The 17,036-nt window shown below is 71.6% G+C and carries 16 protein-coding genes; 9 read left to right on the top strand and 7 right to left on the bottom strand.

Annotation, left to right across the window (positions count from 1 at the left end; translation table 11 throughout):
- Positions 1 to 104: 104 nt before the first annotated feature.
- From INP57_RS04420 to INP57_RS04435, 4 genes are all read left to right on the top strand, one after another.
- On the top strand, positions 105 to 860 hold the full coding sequence (locus INP57_RS04420; RefSeq protein ID WP_200068772.1) for a DddA-like double-stranded DNA deaminase toxin: 756 nt from the start codon (positions 105 to 107) through the stop codon (positions 858 to 860).
- Positions 857 to 1,291 (top strand): Imm1 family immunity protein, encoded by a 435-nt coding sequence (locus tag INP57_RS04425; protein ID WP_200068773.1) that lies wholly within the window; start codon positions 857 to 859, stop codon positions 1,289 to 1,291. The genes INP57_RS04420 and INP57_RS04425 overlap by 4 nt, the downstream gene beginning before the upstream one ends.
- A 27-nt stretch (positions 1,292 to 1,318) precedes the next feature.
- Entirely contained in the window at positions 1,319 to 2,494 is a 1,176-nt protein-coding gene (locus INP57_RS04430) for a pyridoxal phosphate-dependent aminotransferase (RefSeq protein ID WP_200068774.1), read from the top strand.
- A 98-nt stretch (positions 2,495 to 2,592) separates the two neighbouring features.
- Entirely contained in the window at positions 2,593 to 2,793 is a 201-nt protein-coding gene (locus INP57_RS04435) for a hypothetical protein (protein ID WP_200068775.1), read from the top strand.
- A gap of 48 nt (positions 2,794 to 2,841) precedes the next feature.
- On the opposite strand, the gene INP57_RS04440 is transcribed toward INP57_RS04435, so the two are convergent.
- Both INP57_RS04440 and INP57_RS04445 read right to left on the bottom strand, forming a co-directional pair.
- Positions 2,842 to 4,164 (bottom strand): MFS transporter, encoded by a 1,323-nt coding sequence (locus INP57_RS04440; RefSeq protein WP_307849904.1) that lies wholly within the window; start codon positions 4,162 to 4,164, stop codon positions 2,842 to 2,844.
- Positions 4,165 to 4,532: 368 nt separating this feature from the next.
- Positions 4,533 to 5,204, bottom strand: a complete 672-nt coding sequence (locus INP57_RS04445; RefSeq protein WP_200068777.1) for a TetR/AcrR family transcriptional regulator — start codon at positions 5,202 to 5,204, stop codon at positions 4,533 to 4,535.
- A gap of 118 nt (positions 5,205 to 5,322) precedes the next feature.
- Here INP57_RS04445 and INP57_RS04450 point away from each other — a divergent pair, with 118 nt between their 5' ends.
- Both INP57_RS04450 and INP57_RS04455 read left to right on the top strand, forming a co-directional pair.
- Positions 5,323 to 6,228: a shikimate dehydrogenase gene (locus INP57_RS04450; protein ID WP_307849905.1), complete on the top strand. Its 906-nt coding sequence runs from the start codon at positions 5,323 to 5,325 to the stop codon at positions 6,226 to 6,228.
- Positions 6,209 to 8,074 (top strand): bifunctional sugar phosphate isomerase/epimerase/4-hydroxyphenylpyruvate dioxygenase family protein, encoded by a 1,866-nt coding sequence (locus tag INP57_RS04455; RefSeq protein WP_200068778.1) that lies wholly within the window; start codon positions 6,209 to 6,211, stop codon positions 8,072 to 8,074. Before INP57_RS04450 ends, INP57_RS04455 begins: the two co-directional genes overlap by 20 nt.
- A gap of 13 nt (positions 8,075 to 8,087) precedes the next feature.
- Here INP57_RS04455 and INP57_RS04460 read toward each other — a convergent pair whose 3' ends face one another.
- A complete protein-coding gene (locus tag INP57_RS04460; protein WP_200068779.1) occupies positions 8,088 to 9,128 on the bottom strand; it encodes a threonine aldolase family protein in 1,041 nt (346 codons plus the stop codon).
- 322 nt (positions 9,129 to 9,450) lie between these two features.
- Here INP57_RS04460 and INP57_RS04465 point away from each other — a divergent pair, with 322 nt between their 5' ends.
- Both INP57_RS04465 and INP57_RS04470 read left to right on the top strand, forming a co-directional pair.
- The gene (locus INP57_RS04465) at positions 9,451 to 9,969 is read left to right on the top strand and encodes a SigE family RNA polymerase sigma factor (protein ID WP_200068780.1); all 519 of its coding nucleotides are present in this window, start codon (positions 9,451 to 9,453) and stop codon (positions 9,967 to 9,969) included.
- A gap of 14 nt (positions 9,970 to 9,983) precedes the next feature.
- Positions 9,984 to 10,664: a hypothetical protein gene (locus INP57_RS04470; protein WP_200068781.1), complete on the top strand. Its 681-nt coding sequence runs from the start codon at positions 9,984 to 9,986 to the stop codon at positions 10,662 to 10,664.
- Positions 10,665 to 10,935: 271 nt separating this feature from the next.
- On the opposite strand, the gene INP57_RS04475 is transcribed toward INP57_RS04470, so the two are convergent.
- From INP57_RS04475 to INP57_RS04490, 4 genes are all read right to left on the bottom strand, one after another.
- Positions 10,936 to 11,520: a TetR/AcrR family transcriptional regulator gene (locus INP57_RS04475; RefSeq protein ID WP_200068782.1), complete on the bottom strand. Its 585-nt coding sequence runs from the start codon at positions 11,518 to 11,520 to the stop codon at positions 10,936 to 10,938.
- Positions 11,521 to 11,608: 88 nt separating this feature from the next.
- On the bottom strand, positions 11,609 to 11,929 hold the full coding sequence (locus INP57_RS04480; RefSeq protein ID WP_200068783.1) for a DMT family transporter: 321 nt from the start codon (positions 11,927 to 11,929) through the stop codon (positions 11,609 to 11,611).
- A gap of 148 nt (positions 11,930 to 12,077) precedes the next feature.
- On the bottom strand, positions 12,078 to 13,775 hold the full coding sequence (locus INP57_RS04485; protein WP_200069337.1) for an ABC transporter ATP-binding protein: 1,698 nt from the start codon (positions 13,773 to 13,775) through the stop codon (positions 12,078 to 12,080).
- A gap of 38 nt (positions 13,776 to 13,813) precedes the next feature.
- On the bottom strand, positions 13,814 to 15,391 hold the full coding sequence (locus tag INP57_RS04490; RefSeq protein WP_200068784.1) for an ABC transporter ATP-binding protein: 1,578 nt from the start codon (positions 15,389 to 15,391) through the stop codon (positions 13,814 to 13,816).
- Between the two features lie 99 nt (positions 15,392 to 15,490).
- Here INP57_RS04490 and purB point away from each other — a divergent pair, with 99 nt between their 5' ends.
- Positions 15,491 to 16,921, top strand: coding sequence for an adenylosuccinate lyase (gene purB, locus INP57_RS04495; RefSeq protein ID WP_200068785.1), 1,431 nt, complete (start codon positions 15,491 to 15,493; stop codon positions 16,919 to 16,921).
- Positions 16,922 to 17,036 lie beyond the last annotated feature (115 nt).

Consider the following 17,036-nt stretch of genomic DNA (forward strand, 5'->3'; position numbering starts at 1 on the left):
CAGCAGTACGAAGCTCGCCGAGCGGCTGCGAGCGGACAGGATGTCAGGGGGCACCGGCATGATCGGCGACCTGACCCGTGTTCCGACCGGTCGAGGGGGCGCCGATGGCATCCGCCATGGAACAGCTCGGCGAGGGGATCGCGACAGCGATCCGCAAGATCGGTGAAGCCGCCGATCACCTCACCCAAGCGATCAGCCACTCCGACGACGCCCACGAACACCTCGGAAGAGCGCTACAGGGCGCCGCTGCCGACGACGCGGTTGCCGCAGCACGCCAACAGCAGGCCGTGCCGCAGCAACTTGCTGCGCAACGCGAACAGATACGGCTCGCGGCGACACTGATCGACGCCTACCGGCAGAACATCGGTCTGCCCGCGGTTGAACCAACACCGAATCCCACACCGGCCGCGCCGCAGGCTGGCGAAACCGCGCCCGGGATCCAAACCCGAAGATCCGAACTCCCACGTCCTCCGCGTCCTGGCAAGACCCACGGCCGTTGGTTCACGCCCGATGGCGATGCGGTGATGCTGGAGAGCGGAAGAGGCGGACAGTACTACGGTGCCGCACGTCAGCGGGGCGTGGAGCTCGGGCTGACTTACGGGCGCCCCGGCGCTGAGCCTGCCATCGCTCGGCACCTGGAGGTTCAGTTCGCGATGCGAATGGCGGATCAGGACATCAGCCACGCTGAGATCGAGATCAACCGTCCCGTCTGCGGGAGCAGACCAGGCATCGATGATGATCTCCCCGAAACATGCGACAAGCAACTGGCACGCTTCCTGCCAACGGGAAGCACGCTGAGAGTAAAAGATGGAAGCAGTCCAACCGGACGGCTCTACAACGGCAAGGAATGCAGACGATGACCATCGACGCTCGTTGGGCAGTGATCACCGAGGACGGCGGTGAACGGGCCGGGAACCTGCTGATAACTGACGAAGTAACGGTCGGCGAACTGGTGCAGGAGCTGTCCGATCCGATGGCCGACCTCGCACGGCTGATCCACTGTGATCGCCCCCTGTACGACGAGGAACACGGCTTCCGTGATCACGACGTGTACGCCAACGTGGTGGATGGCTTCGGCTACCTCAGCCACCAGGACCGCAACCACGACAAGGCATACCCCGTCGGCGATCCCCGATCGGAGGGTTGCGAGTTCGACGACGACGATTTCCCGCCGGGCTCGGGCCTGCCGCTGGAGACCTTCACCGCTGTCCTCGGCGAGTTCTTGCGAACCGCTGAACGACCGACCGCGGTCACCTGGCGAGGATTCGATCCGGAAGCGGCGGCGGAATGACGAGTCCGGTCTGGCACCCTCCCGGGCATGGTTGAGCAGTCCGGTGCACTTGCGGTGGCTAGCCGCGCGAACGTCCAGCCGTTCCAGGTGATGGAGGTGCTTTCCGCCGCGGCGGCCCGGCAGCGGGTGCGCGGCGACGTCGTCTCGCTGGCCGCGGGCCAGCCCGGCACTCCGGCCCCGAAGGCGGTCCGGGAAGCGGCCGCCGAGGCGCTGCACCGCGATCCGCTGGGCTACACTGAACAACTCGGTCTGCCCGAGCTGCGCAAGGCCATCGCCGGGCACTACACCCGCACCCACGACCTGACCGTCGAGTCCGACGACGTGGTGGTTACGACGGGTGCATCCGGCGCGTTCCTGCTGGCGTTCCTGAGCGCGTTCGACGCGGGCGACCGGGTGGCGCTGGCCCGCCCCGGCTACCCGGCCTACCGGAACATCCTGTCCGCGCTGGGCTGCGAGGTGGTGGAGCTGCCGTGCGACGCGTCCACCCGGTTCCAGCCGACCACCGCGATGCTCGACGAGCTGGACGAGCCGGTGCAAGGCCTGATCGTGGCCAGTCCGGCCAACCCGACCGGCACGGTGCTCACCGGCTCCGAGCTGAGCGCGCTCACCTCCTGGTGCGACCGCAACGGCGTGCAGCTGATCAGCGACGAGATCTACCACGGCATCGGGTACGACGAGCCGCTGCGCTCGGCGTGGGAGTTCTCCCGCGAGGCGATCGTGGTGAACTCGTTCTCGAAGTTCTGGTGCATGACGGGCTGGCGGCTCGGCTGGATGCTGGTGCCGCCGCGGCTGCTGCGCGCGGTGGACTCGTTGACCGGGAACTTCAACCTCTGCCCACCGGCGATGTCGCAGCACGGCGCGGTCGCCGCGTTCACCCCGAGCGCCTACGACGAGGTCGCCGAGCACGTCCGGCGGTACGAGACGAACCGGGAACTGCTGCTGTCCGGACTCTCCGAGCTGGGCATCGACAAGGTCGCGCCCGCCGACGGTGCGTTCTACGCCTACGCCGACATCGGGCACCTCACCGACGACTCGGCGGATTGGTGCCACCGGCTGCTGGAGGACACCGGGGTGGCGGTGGTTCCCGGCGTCGACTTCGACCCGGAACGGGGGCGGCGCTTCGTGCGGATGTCGTTCGCCGGCGCCACCGAGGAGATCGCCGAAGCGCTCGCGCGGCTGGCTTCCTGGCTGCGGCAACCCTGATTTTTCCCGGAGGTCCAGCAAATCGGGGCCCGCGACCCGGCGCGGCGCGGCTACCGTGGAAGCAGCGTTGCCGGGTGTGGAACCGGGGTGGGGCGAAGATGTGGTGGAAGATTATCGGCGGCCTGTTGCTGCTGTGGCTGGTCCTCAGCGTGGCCGGGGCCGTGATCGGATTTGTGGTCAAGGGCGTGTTCTGGCTCGCCGTGATCGGCGGAGTGCTGTTCGTCGCGACGGCGGCCGTCGGCTACGCCCGTGACAAGAACAAGCTCGGCTCGAACGGCAAGAAGCTCGACGCCAAGTAGTCGCGCGGACCGCTGCGGCCGGGCCGGACGAGCCCGGCCGCAGCCGGCTCATGCGGGCACGGGATCTTCGACGGGACGCGTGCCCAGGTCCGCGGTGCGCACGCGGTGCGTCTCGCGCCCGGTGGCCACCGCGATGATGTTGAGCAGGCACAGGCCCGCGGTGAACGCGGAAACCGCGATCCAGCCGTCGCGGCCGGGACCGATCGCCTCGGCGATGGTCGGTGAGAACCCGGCGATGGCGAAGCCGATCTGGGTGCCGATGGCCATCCCGGACAGCCGCACCTTCGGCGGGAACATCTCGGCGTAGAAGGCGGGCCACACCCCGTTCGGGGCGCTGTAGGCGACGCCGAACAGCAGGATGCCGCTGGCGAAGATCAGCGTGTAGTCGCCGGTGGAGATCGACCCGAGGTAGCCGAACATCAGCACCGCGCAGGCCGCCGTCCCGCCGATGAACACCGGTTTGCGCCCGACCCGGTCGGACAACAGCGCGCACAGCGGGATCGCCGCCAGAGCCACGACGTTCGCGAGCACGCCCACCCACAGCATGGGTGTGCGTTGCAGGCCGACGGTGTTCACCGCGTAGCTCAGCGCGTGCACGGTGAACATGGTGCTCACCGTGGCGACCGCGGAGGCCACCACGACCCGCAGCACGTCGCCCCAGTGTTCGCGCAGCAGCACGACGAGCGGGAGCTTCGAGTGATCGGTCTCCCGCTCGAACACCGGCGTCTCGTCCAGCGAGCGGCGGATCAGCAGCCCGGCGACGACCACGATCGCGCTGAGCCAGAACGGCACGCGCCAGCCCCAGCTCATCAACTGTTCCTGCGGCAGCGCGGCGACCGGCAGGAACGCCGCGGTACCCAGGATCTGCCCGGCTTGGGTGCCGCTGAGCGTGAAGCTCGTGTAGTAGCCGCGGCGGTGCTCCGGGGAGTGCTCGAGGGTCATCGAGTTCGCCCCCGCCTGTTCCCCCGCCGCGGAGAAGCCCTGCAGCAGCCGCAGCGTCACCAGCAGGATCGGCGCGGCCACCCCGATCTGGTCGTAGCTGGGCAGGCAGCCGATGCCGACCGTGGCCAAGCCCATCAGCAGCACCGTCATGACCAGCACGCGCTTTCGGCCGAACCGGTCGCCGACGTGCCCGAGCACGAGCGCGCCGACCGGGCGGGCGACGTAGCCGACGCCGAACGACGCCAGCGCCAGCAGCGTGCCGGTGGCCGGTGAGGCGTCCGGGAAGAAGATGTCGTTGAACACCAGGGCCGCGGCGGTGCCGTAGATGAAGAAGTCGTAGTACTCCAGCGCGCTGCCGATCCAGGCGGCGATTGCGGCGGTCCGTGGGGTGCCGGGGGCGGGATCCCCGGGCTTGCGAGGCTCGGTCACCGAGGCTCCTGACATCCGTGCTCCATTGCTAAGTGCCTGTTCCTCGTCTGGTTTTGCGTAGCTGGTTGCGTGGCGGAACCTCAGACGTCTGCTCGCTGCGGGATCTCCTCCTGAAGTAGCGCCCTACTAGGCGTCGGAGCTGTCCTCGCGAGCAGACGCCTGAGAACCCGCGGCGGTGCCGGTTGCTCAGGTGGTCGCCGGCAAGCGGCTTCGCCGCTTCAACAAGAACACTGAACGCGACCAGACAGGTTGCAGAACAGGCAGTCAGAACAATGCGAAGCAGTTATGTACCATCTAGTTAGTCCGCTACCTTGCGACCACATCTCCGCCCTGTCAAGGTTTCGCCGTGCTGCGGCCCGGCCGCCCGCTCACTCCGCGCCGAGGTAGCGGACCACGAGATCGCCGACCATCCGCCGGTACTGCTCGCGGCGCTGCGGCGCCAGCATGTCGCGGCCGAAGATCGCTTGGAACGTGTGCCGGTTCGCGGTGCGGAACACGCAGAACGAGCTGATCACCATGTGCACGTCCAGCGCGTCCGCGTCCGAGCGGAACCGGCCCTCGGCCCGGCCGCGCTCCAGGATGCCGGTGAGCACTTCCAGCGCGGGCGTGGCCAGCCCGGGCAGCTCGGCGGATTTCGCCAGGTGCGCGCCGTGGTCGATGTTCTCGATGGTGACCAGCCGGATGAACGCCGGATGCGACTCGTGGTGGTCGAAGGTCAGCTCGGCGAGGCTGCGGATCGCCTGCACCGGGTCCAGGTGCTCGACGTCGAGCTCGCGCTCGATGCTGCGGATCACCGCGTAGGCGCGTTCCAGCACGGCGACGTAGAGCTGCTCCTTGCCGCCGAAGTAGTAGTAGATCATCCGCTTGGTGGTGCGGGTGCGCGCCGCGATCTCGTCGACCCGGGCGCCCGCGTAGCCCTTGTCCGCGAACTCCTCGGTGGCGAGGTCCAAGATCTCCTCGCGGGTGCGCGCGGCGTCCCGCTGCCGGGGCGGCGAATTCTCCGCGGCAGCCGGGCCATCGGCGGGTGCGGACGATGCCAACGAGGACTCCCTGGTCGCCGGGTCGGGGAGTCCACCCTAATCCGCCGGGCTTTCCCGGCGGGCTGCTGGCGCCCTAGTATGTACTAGCTAGTTCGTTCATAACTTTCCCGACCGGGAGGTGGAACCCATCGACGGCCACGACGGCGACGAGGGCGTGCTGACCGGGCTGATCGGCGCCGGCATCGGCCCATCGCTGAGCCCCGCGATGCACCAGCGGGAGGCCGCCGAACTCGGGCTCGGCTGCCTGTACCGCAGGATCGACCTGGACCTGCTCGGACTGCCCCCGCAGGCCGCGGGCGAGTTGCTGCGCGCCGCGCGGCTGACGGGTTTCACCGGCCTCAACATCACCCACCCCTGCAAGCAGGTGGTGATCGAGCACTTGGACGAGCTGTCCGCGGACGCCGCTGCGCTCGGCGCGGTGAACACCGTCGTGTTCAGCGCGGGCAGGGCCGTCGGGCACAACACCGACTGGTCCGGGTTCGCCCGCAGCCTCAGCCGCGGGCTGCCGGACGTCGCGCTGGACCGGGTCGTGCTGCTGGGTGCCGGAGGCGCCGGGGCCGCCGTCGCGCACGGGCTGCTCACGGTCGGAACCGGAACGGTGCACGTGCTCGACCTCGAGCGGCACCGGGCCGACGAACTCGCCGCCGCGCTGCGCGAACGGTTCGGCGCGGACCGCGCGGAGTCCGGCGGTGCGCCGGTGCGGGCGCTGCGCGCTGCGGACGGTTTCGTGCACGCCACCCCGGTCGGGATGGCCGCGCATCCCGGCCTGCCGGTGCCGGAAGAAGCGCTGCGCCCGGACCTGTGGGTGGCCGACGTCGTCTACCGGCCGCTGCGCACCGAGCTCGTGCGCACCGCGCGGGCGCGGGGATGCCGGGTGCTGGACGGCGGCGGCATGGCGGTGTTCCAAGCCGCCGACGCGTTCCGGCTGTTCACCGGGCACGAACCGGACGCGGACCGCATGTTGGACCACTTCGAGGCCCTGGTGGCCGGTACTGGAGGTTCCGATGTCCACGCCGCCCGCTGACCGCGACCGCTCGATCGCCACGGTCTGCCTGTCCGGCCCGCTGGAGGACAAGCTCACCGCTGCGGCGGCCGCGGGCTTCGACGGCGTGGAGATCTTCGAGAACGACCTGATCGCCGCGGCCTGCTCGCCCGCGCAGGTCCGCGCGCAGTGCGCCGACCTCGGCCTGTCGATCGACCTGTACCAGCCGTTCCGGGATTTCGAGTCGGTGCCGCGCGACGTGCTGCGGGCCAACCTGCGCCGCGCCGAGCGCAAGTTCGACCTGATGGCCCAGCTGGGTGCGGACACCGTGCTGGTCTGCTCATCGACCTCGCCGGGTGCGGTGGACGACGACGACCTCGCCGCCGAGCAGCTGCGCGAGCTGGCCGAGCTCGCCGCCGGTCGCGGCATCCGGGTCTGCTACGAGGCGCTGGCCTGGGGCCGGTTCGTGAACACCTACGAGCACGCCTGGCGGATCGTGCGCCGGGCCGATCACCCGTCGCTGGGGGTCTGCCTGGACAGCTTCCACATCCTGTCCCGCGGCAGCGACCTCACCCCGATCCGCACCATCCCGGCGGAGAAGCTGTTCTTCCTGCAACTGGCCGACGCGCCGAGGCTGAACATGGACCTGCTGCAGTGGAGCAGGCACCACCGGCTGTTCCCCGGGCAGGGCGAGTTCGACCTGGCCGGATTCGTGCGCACGATGCTGGCGGCCGGCTACGCGGGGCCGTTGTCGCTGGAGGTCTTCAACGACGTGTTCCGGCAGTCCGATCCGGGGCCCGCGGCGGTGGACGCGATGCGGTCGTTGCGGGCGTTGGAGGAGTCGGTCGACGGGCCGCTGTCCGGTTCCGCGCCCCGGCCAGATCCGGCGCTGCCTGCGCCGCCCGCGCTGTCCGGGACCGCATTCGTGGAGCTCGGCGCGGACGACGCCGGTGCCCAGCGGCTCAGCGGCACCTTGTCCGCACTCGGTTTCCGGCACACCGGCACGCACCGCTCCAAGCCGGTGCGGCTGTGGACCCAGGGCGACGCCCGGGTGCTGGTCAACACGGGACCGGAGCACGACGGCGGGCAACTCGCCGCGCTCGGAGTGCACAGCGACGCGCCGACCGATTCGGTGCGCCGGTCGGAAGGACTGCTGGCGCCGGTGCTGCCGCGCACGGCCAGGCCGGACGAGGCCGACCTGTCCTCGGTCGCGGCACCCGACGGCACCGCGCTGTTCTTCTGCCGCACCGGCGCGTCCGAGGAAGCCGGGTGGCTCGGCGACTTCGAGCCGACCGGCACGCCGGTGACCAGCGCAGGGATCACCGGGATCGACCACGTGACGATGACCCAGCCGTTCGACCACTACGACGAGGCGATCCTGTTCTACCGGTCGGTGCTCGGCCTGCACCCGATGCCGCCGGTGGAGTTCGCGGCGCCGTTCGGGCTGGTGCGCAGCCGGATGGTGGTGGACCGCGAAGAGTCGGTGCGGATCGCGCTGGACTCCGCGGTGCTGCGCCGCGGGCCGTGGGCGCCCGCTGTGCGACACCCGCAATACGTGGCGCTGCGCAGCGAAGACGTTTTCGCGACGGCGCGCGCGGTGCGGGACGCGGGGGCCTCGGTGGTGCAGATCCCGGACAACTACTACGACGACCTGGACGCCCGGCTGGAGCCGCGGGCGGAGCTGCTGGCCGAGCTGCGCGCGAACTCGGTGCTCTACGACCGCGACGCCGCGGGCGAATACCTGCACTTCTCGGTGGCCGTGCCGGGTGCGCGGGTGTTCTTCGAGGTGGTGCAGCGCATCGGCGGCTACCGGGGACGTGGGGAGAGCAACGCGCCGGTCCGGATGGCCGCGCACCGGCGCGAGCGCCTGGAGCGTGGTTCCGCGTGACCGGTCGCGCGGCTCAGTGCTTGCTGCGTTTGATCCGGCGGAGTGCTTCCTCGATGTCGCGCTTGCCGACGTTGCGGTGGGTGACGAACCGGACGTGCCCGTCCATCGGCACCGCCAGCACCCCGCAATCGCGCAGCCGGTCGAGGGTGAGCCGCACGTCGGGCACCTCGGCCAGCACGATGTTCGTCTGCGGCGTGGTGATCTGCCAGCCCAGCTCGGTCAGCCCTTCGGCGAGCCTGGTCGCGTGCGTGTGATCGTCGGCCAGCGCCTCGACCCGGCCCAGCGCGACCAGCCCGGCCGCGGCGAGCACCCCGCCCTGGCGCACCCCGCCGCCGAGCATCTTGCGCACCCGGCGCGCCTCGCGGACGAAGTCGCTGGTGCCTGCCACCACCGAGCCGACAGGCGCGCCGAGGCCCTTGCTGAGGCACGCCTGCACGGTGTCCACGCCCACGGTCAGCGCCGCAGGCGGCACGCCGAGCGAAGTCGCGGCGTTCCACAACCGCGCCCCGTCCAGGTGCACCCGCAAGCCGCAGTCGCGCGCCGCGGCGGCCAGTTGCGCGTGCTCGTGCGGCGGGATCACGGCGCCGCCTGCGCCGTTGTGCGTGTTCTCCAGGCACAGCAGCGTGGTGCGCAGCGCGTCGTAGCGCTCCCCGTCGCTCGCTTCGGCGCGGATCACGTCGGCCGTGGGCCGTCCCGGACCGGCGTTCCACTCCAGCGGCTCGGGCATCCCGCCCGCGAGCCACGCAGCGGACCCGAGCTCGTGGGTGAGCACGTGCGCGCCGCGCGGTGCGAGGAACCGATCTCCCCGGTGCAGGTGCAACGACAGCGCGATCAGGTTGCCCATGGTGCCGCTGGGCACCCATAACGCCGCGGCCGTGCCGAGCAGCTGCGCGGACTTCTCCTCCAACGCGCGCATCGTGGGGTCGTGGTCGAGCACGTCGTCCCCGACTTCGGCGGCGGCCATCGCCTTCGCCATCTTCTCGTCGGGGCGCGTGACCGTGTCGGAACGCAGATCGATGGATGCCGTTTTGGTCACGAACCGATCACACCACATCCGTGCGGGGGAGAGGCAACTGCGTGATCCAGGCCGGTCGGTTTCCCGGAGAACTCGCAGCGACGCGGGTCCGCTCCGTGGAACGGCGCCGTCCGCGGCCAACCCGGCCCCCCGCGCGAGCGTCAAGCATTGCGGAGGCAGGTGCGCGACATCGGTGCGCCCGTCGGCACTAAGGTGCCCGGCACGTGCCGACGGGCAGGTTCCGGCGGGCGAGGTGCGGTCCGCCGGGGTGGCGAACAGCACCGTGACCCGGCCTCGTGCAACGGTGGGAGGCGGGCGCACCGTCCTAGTCAGTGCAAGCACGGACGAGCGGAGAGTCCGCGTGGACCAGCGCGAAGAGCAGGAGTTCGCGGAGTATTTCGCGGCCCGGCGGGAGGCGGTGCGTCGAATGGCGTACATGATGTGCGGTGACTGGCACCGCGCGGACGACCTCGCGCAGACCGCGTTCATCTCGCTGCACCGGCATTGGCGCAAGGTGCGGGACAAGGGCGCGTTGGACGCTTACGTGCGCCGGACGCTCAGCCGCGCGGTGATCGACGAATCGCGCCGCCCGTGGCGGCGGGAACGCTTCACCGATGTGCTGCCGGACCGGCCCGCCGAGGGCGCGGAGGTCGACGACGGCATCGCGACCAGGCAGACCTTGGTGGCGGGCCTGCGGCAGGTGCCTGCCAAGCAGCGCGCCGTGCTGGTGCTGCGATTCCTGGAGGGGCTCGACGTCGCCGGGGTCGCCGAGGTCATGAAGTGCAGCGAAGGCACCGTGAAGAGCCAGTCCGCGCGCGGGCTGGAGGCGCTGCGGGCCGCGCTGGGCGGACAGCTCGACGATCTGCGGTCGACGTCGTGAGGAGGTGCGGGGAAGTGGACGAGGCAGAGCTCAGCGAGGTTTTCCGGCAGGCCGCGCACGGCGGTCCCGCGGCGTCGTTCGACGAGCAGGACGTGCGGCGCGGCTCGCGCCGGGTCACCGCGCGCCGCCGCACGGCGCTGGCGGGCGGCACGCTGGTGTCCGCGGCCCTGCTGGCGGGCGGGGTCGGTTTCGGCACGGGTGCGTTCGGGCCGTCCGGCACGGTGGCGCAGCCGCCGCGGCAGGAGCCGAGCGCGCCGATGGACCAGTCGCCGATGGCGCTGCCGGACCCGCAGAGCCCCGCCACGCCGCGCTCCGGCCCGATCGTGCTCGGCGATCCCGGCGGCGGCGCGGAGTGCGGCCCGCCGGACCAGGCCGTGGCGTCCGCGCTGCGCAGCGAGTTCCCGGAGGCGGCAGGCACGCAGCCGATCGGTGCCAAGCCGCCTTGTCCGGACGGGGCGCGCACCGCCGCGGTGACCGTGCGGCAGGGCCCGGCCAACGGGAAGGTCGCCGTGCTGGTGACGCCGCCCGGGTCGGCGAACGCGGCCGAAGACCGGCCGAAGGGCACGGCGATCACGCAGCTGCCCACGCGCAGCGGCGGCACGGTGACGGTGCTGAGCGAACCGGTCGGCGCTTCCCAGGCGCCGTACGCCGACCGGATCTCGGCGATCGCCGAAGGCCTCGCGCCGCGCTTCTGATTCCCCGGCCGACGCGCCCGCGCGCTACGCGATCAGGGGATGCGTTCGGAGTGAACGGAACTTTCGTCCCACTAGATTGGACGAACAGTCCGTTCACTCGGAAAATCTTGATGCGGCCGGTGCGGTGACACGCCCGCGCGCCACGCGATCAGCCGCGTGCATTCGGAGTGAACGGAACTTTGGTCCCACTAGATTGGTCTAACGGTCCGTTCGCTCGGGATCGTTTCGCTCGGAGCAGCCGCCGGGGCCGCGAGCCGTTGTGGAACGCCGGTCACGCGAGCTGGGCGTGCAGCATCCGGTAGGCGGCGCCGCGCGGATCGGGATCGCTTTCGATCAGCGCGTTCACCACGGCGCCGTCGACCAGCGCGATCAGCTCCAGCAGCCGGTCCCGCCCGACCGGCATCCCGCAGCGCTGCAGGATCTCCGCCAGCAGGCCGTGCAGTTCCGCCGACAGCTCGCGCATCAGCGGCGCCAGGTACGGCCGCCGCGGCGAGCCCACCAGCCGCTCGTAGCGCAGCAGCACCGTTTCCGCCCCGCCGTCGCGGGAGTCGCTGCCCAGCAGCATGTCCAGCAGCAATCCGATCACGGCGGCCGTGCTGTGCGGCTCGTCGGTGAGTTCGGCCAGCCGGGCGCGGCCGGTGGCCAGCTCGGCACGCCCCTCGTGCTCCACCGCGGCCGCGACCAGGTCGTCCAGCGAGGAGAAGTAGTACGTCGTGGACGCCAGCGGCAGCCCGGCGCGGTCGGCCACGGCGCGGTGCCGCACCGCCTCGAAACCGCCCTCGGACAGCAGCTCGGACGCGGCTGCGACCAGCGCTTGCCGTCGCCGTTCGCCTTTCGGGGTGCTGGCTGCCGTCATGTCGGAATCCTAGGCATCCGGTGCCGCCCGGTGCCGCCCCCTCGCGCGGGAGCGCCGCGGCCGGCCGGGAACGCGCCGATGCGGCGCATCAGTGCGCGCCCGCGAGGTTCAGCCCGATCACACCGCCCACGATCAGCACCAGCGAAACGATCTTGAGCACGGACACGCCGTCGCCGAGGAACACCATCCCGATCGCAGCGGTGAGCGCGGCCCCGATGCCGGTCCACACCGCGTACGCCGGTCCGGCGGGCAGTTCGCGCATCGCCCACGCCAGCCCGGCGAAGCTCGCCGTCGCGAGCACCAGGAACGACACCGACGGCCACAGCTTGCTGAACCCGTCGGAGAGCTTCAGCGAGATCGCCCAGCCCGCCTCCAGCACGCCGGAGATCATCAGGACCACCCAGGCCATGTGCGCACCTCCCTAGGAGAATTACTGGCACGACCGTACCAAAATTCCCCGGGTGCTCGACCGCGAACTGCTGGAGTGCCCGGTCACATCAGGTCCACCGGCCTTCGCTGCGCAGCGATCGTTCGGGAGTGCGCAGCTCGCGCCGCGATCACTCCGCAGCACCGGAGGCGGCGTGCAGCTCGGCGTAGGAACCACCGGCCGCGAGCAGCTCGGCGTGCGTGCCGAGCTCGACGATCCTCCCGTCCACCAGCACCGCGACCCGATCGGCGTTGCGCGCGGCGTGCAACCGGTGCGCGATGGCGATCACCGTGCGCCCGGCCAGCAACGTCGACAACGACCGTTCGACGTCCCGCGAGCTGTCCCCGTCCAGCAGCGAAGTCGCCTCGTCGAGCACCAGCGTGTGCGGATCCGCCAGCACCACCCGCGCCAGCGCGATCTGCTGCGCCACCGCCGCGGGCACCGGGTGACCGCCCGTGCCGAGCACGGTGTCCAGCCCTTCCGGCAGGCTCCGCGCCCACTCCAGCGCACCGACGGTCGCCAGCGCGTCCAGCAGCTCCCGGTCGCCGAACTCGCCGGGCAGCGACAGGTTGTCGCGCAGGCTGCACCCGAACACGTGGTGTTCCTGGGTGAGCAGCACGACCTCGCGCCGCACCCGCTCGGTGGGCAGCGTGGTGATCTCCACGTCGCCGAAGGCGACCGATCCGGAACCGGGCGCGTGCACACCGGCGACCAGCAGCCCCAGCGTGGACTTGCCCGCACCGGACGGGCCGACGATCACCATCCGCTGCCCGGCAGGCACCTGCAGGTCGATGCCGTGCAGCACCTGCCGGTCCGCGCGGTAGGCGAACCGCACGTCGCGAATCACCAGGTCGTGGCCGGAACCGCCGCCCGCCGCGCGGTCCGGACCGCGCGGCGCGGGCACTTCCCGCACGCCGAGGATCCGGCGCAGCGCCGCGTGCCCGACCTGCAATTCCTCCAGCCAGCTGAACAGCTCGTCCATCGGCGAGGACAGCGCGGCCGCGTACAGCACGACGGTGGTCGCGGTGCCGAGGTCGACGATCCCGGCCGCGTGCCCCCATCCGGCGATCAGCAGGATCGCCGCGATCGGCACGACGTAGGACAGCTCCAGCGTCGGCAAGAACACCGACAGCAGCCCGCGGTACCGCCGCTCCAGATCGATCGCCCGCCCGATGGCGCGGTCGTTGTGCGCGCGGCGCCGCCCGGCCAGCTGCAGCGAGTTGATCGTGCGCGAGCCCTGCACGGTTTCGTGGATGCTGGACTGCACCCCGGCCCATGCGTCCAGCATCCGCGGCAGCAACCTGCCCGCGCGCGGGAAGTACCAGCGGCAGCAGACCACCAGCAGCGGCACCGCGACCAGCATCCCGCAGGCCAGCAGCGGCGAGGTCGCGATCATCGCGGCGGCGGTGAGCAGGATCGTGAGCACGGCGGCGGTCAGTTCCGGCGCCGCGTGCCGCACGGTGAAGTCCAGCCGGTCCACGTCCGATGTGGAACGGCTGAGCAACTCCCCGGTACCCGCCGCTTCCACGGTGCCCAGCGGCAGCCGCAGCGCGCGGCCGATCACGTCCTCCCGCGTCTCGGCCAGCACGGCTTCGCCGAACACCGCCGCGCGGTAGCGGGCGGCGCGGGCCAGCAGCGCGTGCGCGACGAGGACGCCGAGGAACACCAGCGCCAGCACGTCCACCCGCCACGGCTCGGTGCCGCGGGTGACCGAGTCCACCAGGTGCCCGAGCAGTTGCGGCCCGATCAGCCCGACCAGCGTGGTCAGGCCGAACAGCAACATCATCGCGGTGAACTCGCTGCGGTGCGCCGCGGCCGTCGCCCGCATCCACCGGCGGACCGCGGCCGTGCTCGCCAGCGGCAGCTTCACGCGGAACTCCCCTCGACGGCGCGGATCCGGTCGGCCACCGTCCGCCACAGCGGGCTTTGGCTGAGCACCACCGTGGTCCGGCCGCTGCGCAGTTCCCGCACCCGCCGCACGATGCGCGCTTCGGTGTGCGCGTCCACCGCGGAGGTCGGTTCGTCCAGCACCAGCGCGTCCGCGTCCGCGCACAGCGCTCTGGCCAGCAGCAACCGTTGGCGCTGGCCGCCCGAGAGGGTGCGCGCCCGCTCGCTGAGCACGCCGTCCTCGAGCGCGTCGAGCACGTCCTCGGCGTCCGCGGCGTGCAGCGCTCTCGGCACGTCGATCCCCCCGAGGTCCAGTTCGTCCCGCACCGGCCCGGAAAACAGCAGGTCCTGGTTGTGCACCAGCACGATCCGGCGGCGCAGCTCCGCGGTGCCGACCTCGTCGAGGGGCACGTCACCGGCCAGCACCCGGCCTTGCGCGGTGTGCCAGGTGAGGCGTTCGGCCAGCTCCTCGCCCTTGCCGAGCGCGTCGATGACGGTCAGCTCGCCCGCTTCGGCGCGCACGCCGGTCGTCTCGTCCAGCAGCGTCAGCGGGCCGTCCGGGAGCGACCGCGGCTCGGCGGGCTCAGCCGGTTCCGGCCGCAGCCGCAGCAGCGCGCAGGCGCGCCCGGCGGAGACGATCGCGGAGGCCCACGTGCCTGCGGCTTCGGTCGCGGTGCGCACCGGGATCACCAGGAAACCGGAAACCCCGTAGAACGCCACCAGCTCGCCCGGGCTGATCGTCCCGGCCAGCGCCATCCGCGCACCGACCCAGGTGACCAGCACGGTGACCAGCCCCGGCAGCAGGATCTCGGCTCCGGCCAGCCACGCCGAGACGCGCCCGGCGGCGACTCCCGCTTCCCGCACGCGGGCGCTGGCCTCGGTGAACCGCGCGCGGAAGCGGGACTCGCCGCCGATGCCGCGCAGCACCCGCAGGCCGGAGACGATGTCGGCGGCCAGCGTGCTCAACCCGGCGAGGTTCTCCCGCTGGGTTTCCTCGCGGTGCCGCATCGGGCGCAGCAGCGGGCCGATGCCCAGCGTCGCCAGCGGCACTCCCGCCAACGCGATCACACCCATGACCGGCGAGATCGTCAGCAACGCCGTCCCGGAAACCAGGAACGCCACCACGGCACCGGAGATGCGGCCGAGGATCTCGAACGCCTTGCCCACCTGGTAGATGTCCGAGGAGCCGACGGCGACCACCTCACCGGTGCGGACCCTGCGGGTCAGCGCGCCACCGAGCCCGGCGACGTGGTGCAGCACCGCGCGCTCCGAGGACCCCGCGCCGTGCAGCCACAACGTGTGGTCCACCCAGCCGAGCGAGCTCGCCCCGATCGCCTGCACCACGCCGAGCAGCAGCACCACGCCGATCCAGCCGAACAGCGCGGAGAAGTCCCCGCCGCCGATGCCGGTGTCCAGCGCCCGGCCGAGCACCAGCGGCAGCACGGCGGGCGGCAGCAGCCACAGCGAGCCGGTGATCGGCGCGAACACCAGCAGGCCCGGCCGCGCGCGCAGCAACGACCACAGGAAGCGGGAGGGGCTACGCGGATCCGGACTCATACAGACCCGAAACTAGTCGGCCGCCGAGTCCCGCGGCGACCGATTTCCCGAGGACGTCGAAGACGGGTGACCGCCCCCACGCAAGTATCGTTGCCCGCCGTGACGGTCAAGCCCCACCTCCCGAACGTGCTCGCCGCCCGCTACGCCTCGCCGGAGCTGGTCGAGCTGTGGTCCCCGCAGCACAAGGTCGTGCTGGAGCGGCAGCTGTGGCTGGCGGTGCTGCGCGCGCAGGCCGACCTCGGCGTCGAGGTGCCCGCGGGCGCGGTCGCCGACTACGAGCGCGTCATCGAGCAGGTCGACCTGGACTCCATCGCCGCCCGCGAGCGCCAGACCAGGCACGACGTGAAGGCGCGCATCGAGGAGTTCAACGCGCTGGCCGGGCACGAGCACGTGCACAAGGGCATGACCTCGCGCGATCTCACCGAGAACGTCGAGCAGCTGCAGGTGCGCCGCAGCCTGGAGCACGTCCGGGACCGCACCGCCGCGGTGCTGGCGCGGTTGGCGAAGCTGGCCGCCGAGCACGGTGAGCTGGTGATGGCCGGGCGTTCGCACAACGTCGCCGCGCAGGCCACCACGCTCGGCAAGCGCTTCGCGAGCGCCGCGGACGAGCTGCTGGTCGCGTTCGGCCGGGTCGAGGACCTGCTGGCGCGCTACCCGCTGCGCGGGATCAAGGGGCCGGTCGGCACCTCGCAGGACATGCTGGACCTGCTCGGCGACGCCGAGAAGCTCGCCGACCTGGAGCGCCGCGTGGCCGATCACCTCGGTTTCGCCCGGGTGCTGACCAGCGTCGGCCAGGTCTACCCGCGCTCGCTGGACTTCGAGGTGGTCACGGCGCTGTCGCAGCTGGCGGCCGCGCCGTCGTCGGTGGCCAAGACGATCCGGCTGATGGCCGGGAACGAGCTGGTCACCGAGGGGTTCCAGCCCGGCCAGGTCGGTTCCAGCGCGATGCCGCACAAGATGAACACCCGCTCCTGCGAGCGCGTGAACGGGCTCGCCGTGGTGCTGCGCGGCTACACGTCGATGTCCGGGGAGCTGGCCGGGGACCAGTGGAACGAGGGCGACGTGTCCTGCTCGGTGGTGCGCCGGGTCGCGCTGCCGGACGCGTTCTTCGCGTTGGACGGGCTGCTGGAGACGTTCCTGACGGTGCTCGACGAGTTCGGCGCCTACCCGGCGGTGATCGCTCGCGAGCTGGACCGCTACCTGCCGTTCCTGGCCACCACGAAGGTGCTGATGGCCGCGGTGCGCGCCGGGGTCGGCCGGGAGACCGCGCACGAGGCGATCAAGGAGAACGCGGTGGCGGTGGCGCTGGCGATGCGCGAGCAGGGCATCGAGCGCAACGACCTGCTGGACCGGCTCGCCGCGGACGAACGGCTGCCGCTGGACAAGCCGGAGCTGGCGGACCTGCTGGCGGACGAGCTCTCGTTCACCGGCGCCGCCACCGACCAGGTCACCGCGGTCGTCGCGGCCGTCGACGAAGTCCTCGCCCGCCACCCCGACGCGGCCGCCTACACCCCTTCCCCGATCCTCTGATCCCCGCATTCCTCCAGGAGTGAACGGACCGCTCGTCCGAATAGATCGGCTGAACAGGCCGTTCACTCGCGGAGGAGCTGCGCCGAGGGGACGTCGTGCGGGCGTGTCGGGCCCG

This window comes from Saccharopolyspora galaxeae, assembly GCF_016526145.1.
Taxonomy (GTDB): domain Bacteria; phylum Actinomycetota; class Actinomycetes; order Mycobacteriales; family Pseudonocardiaceae; genus Saccharopolyspora_C; species Saccharopolyspora_C galaxeae.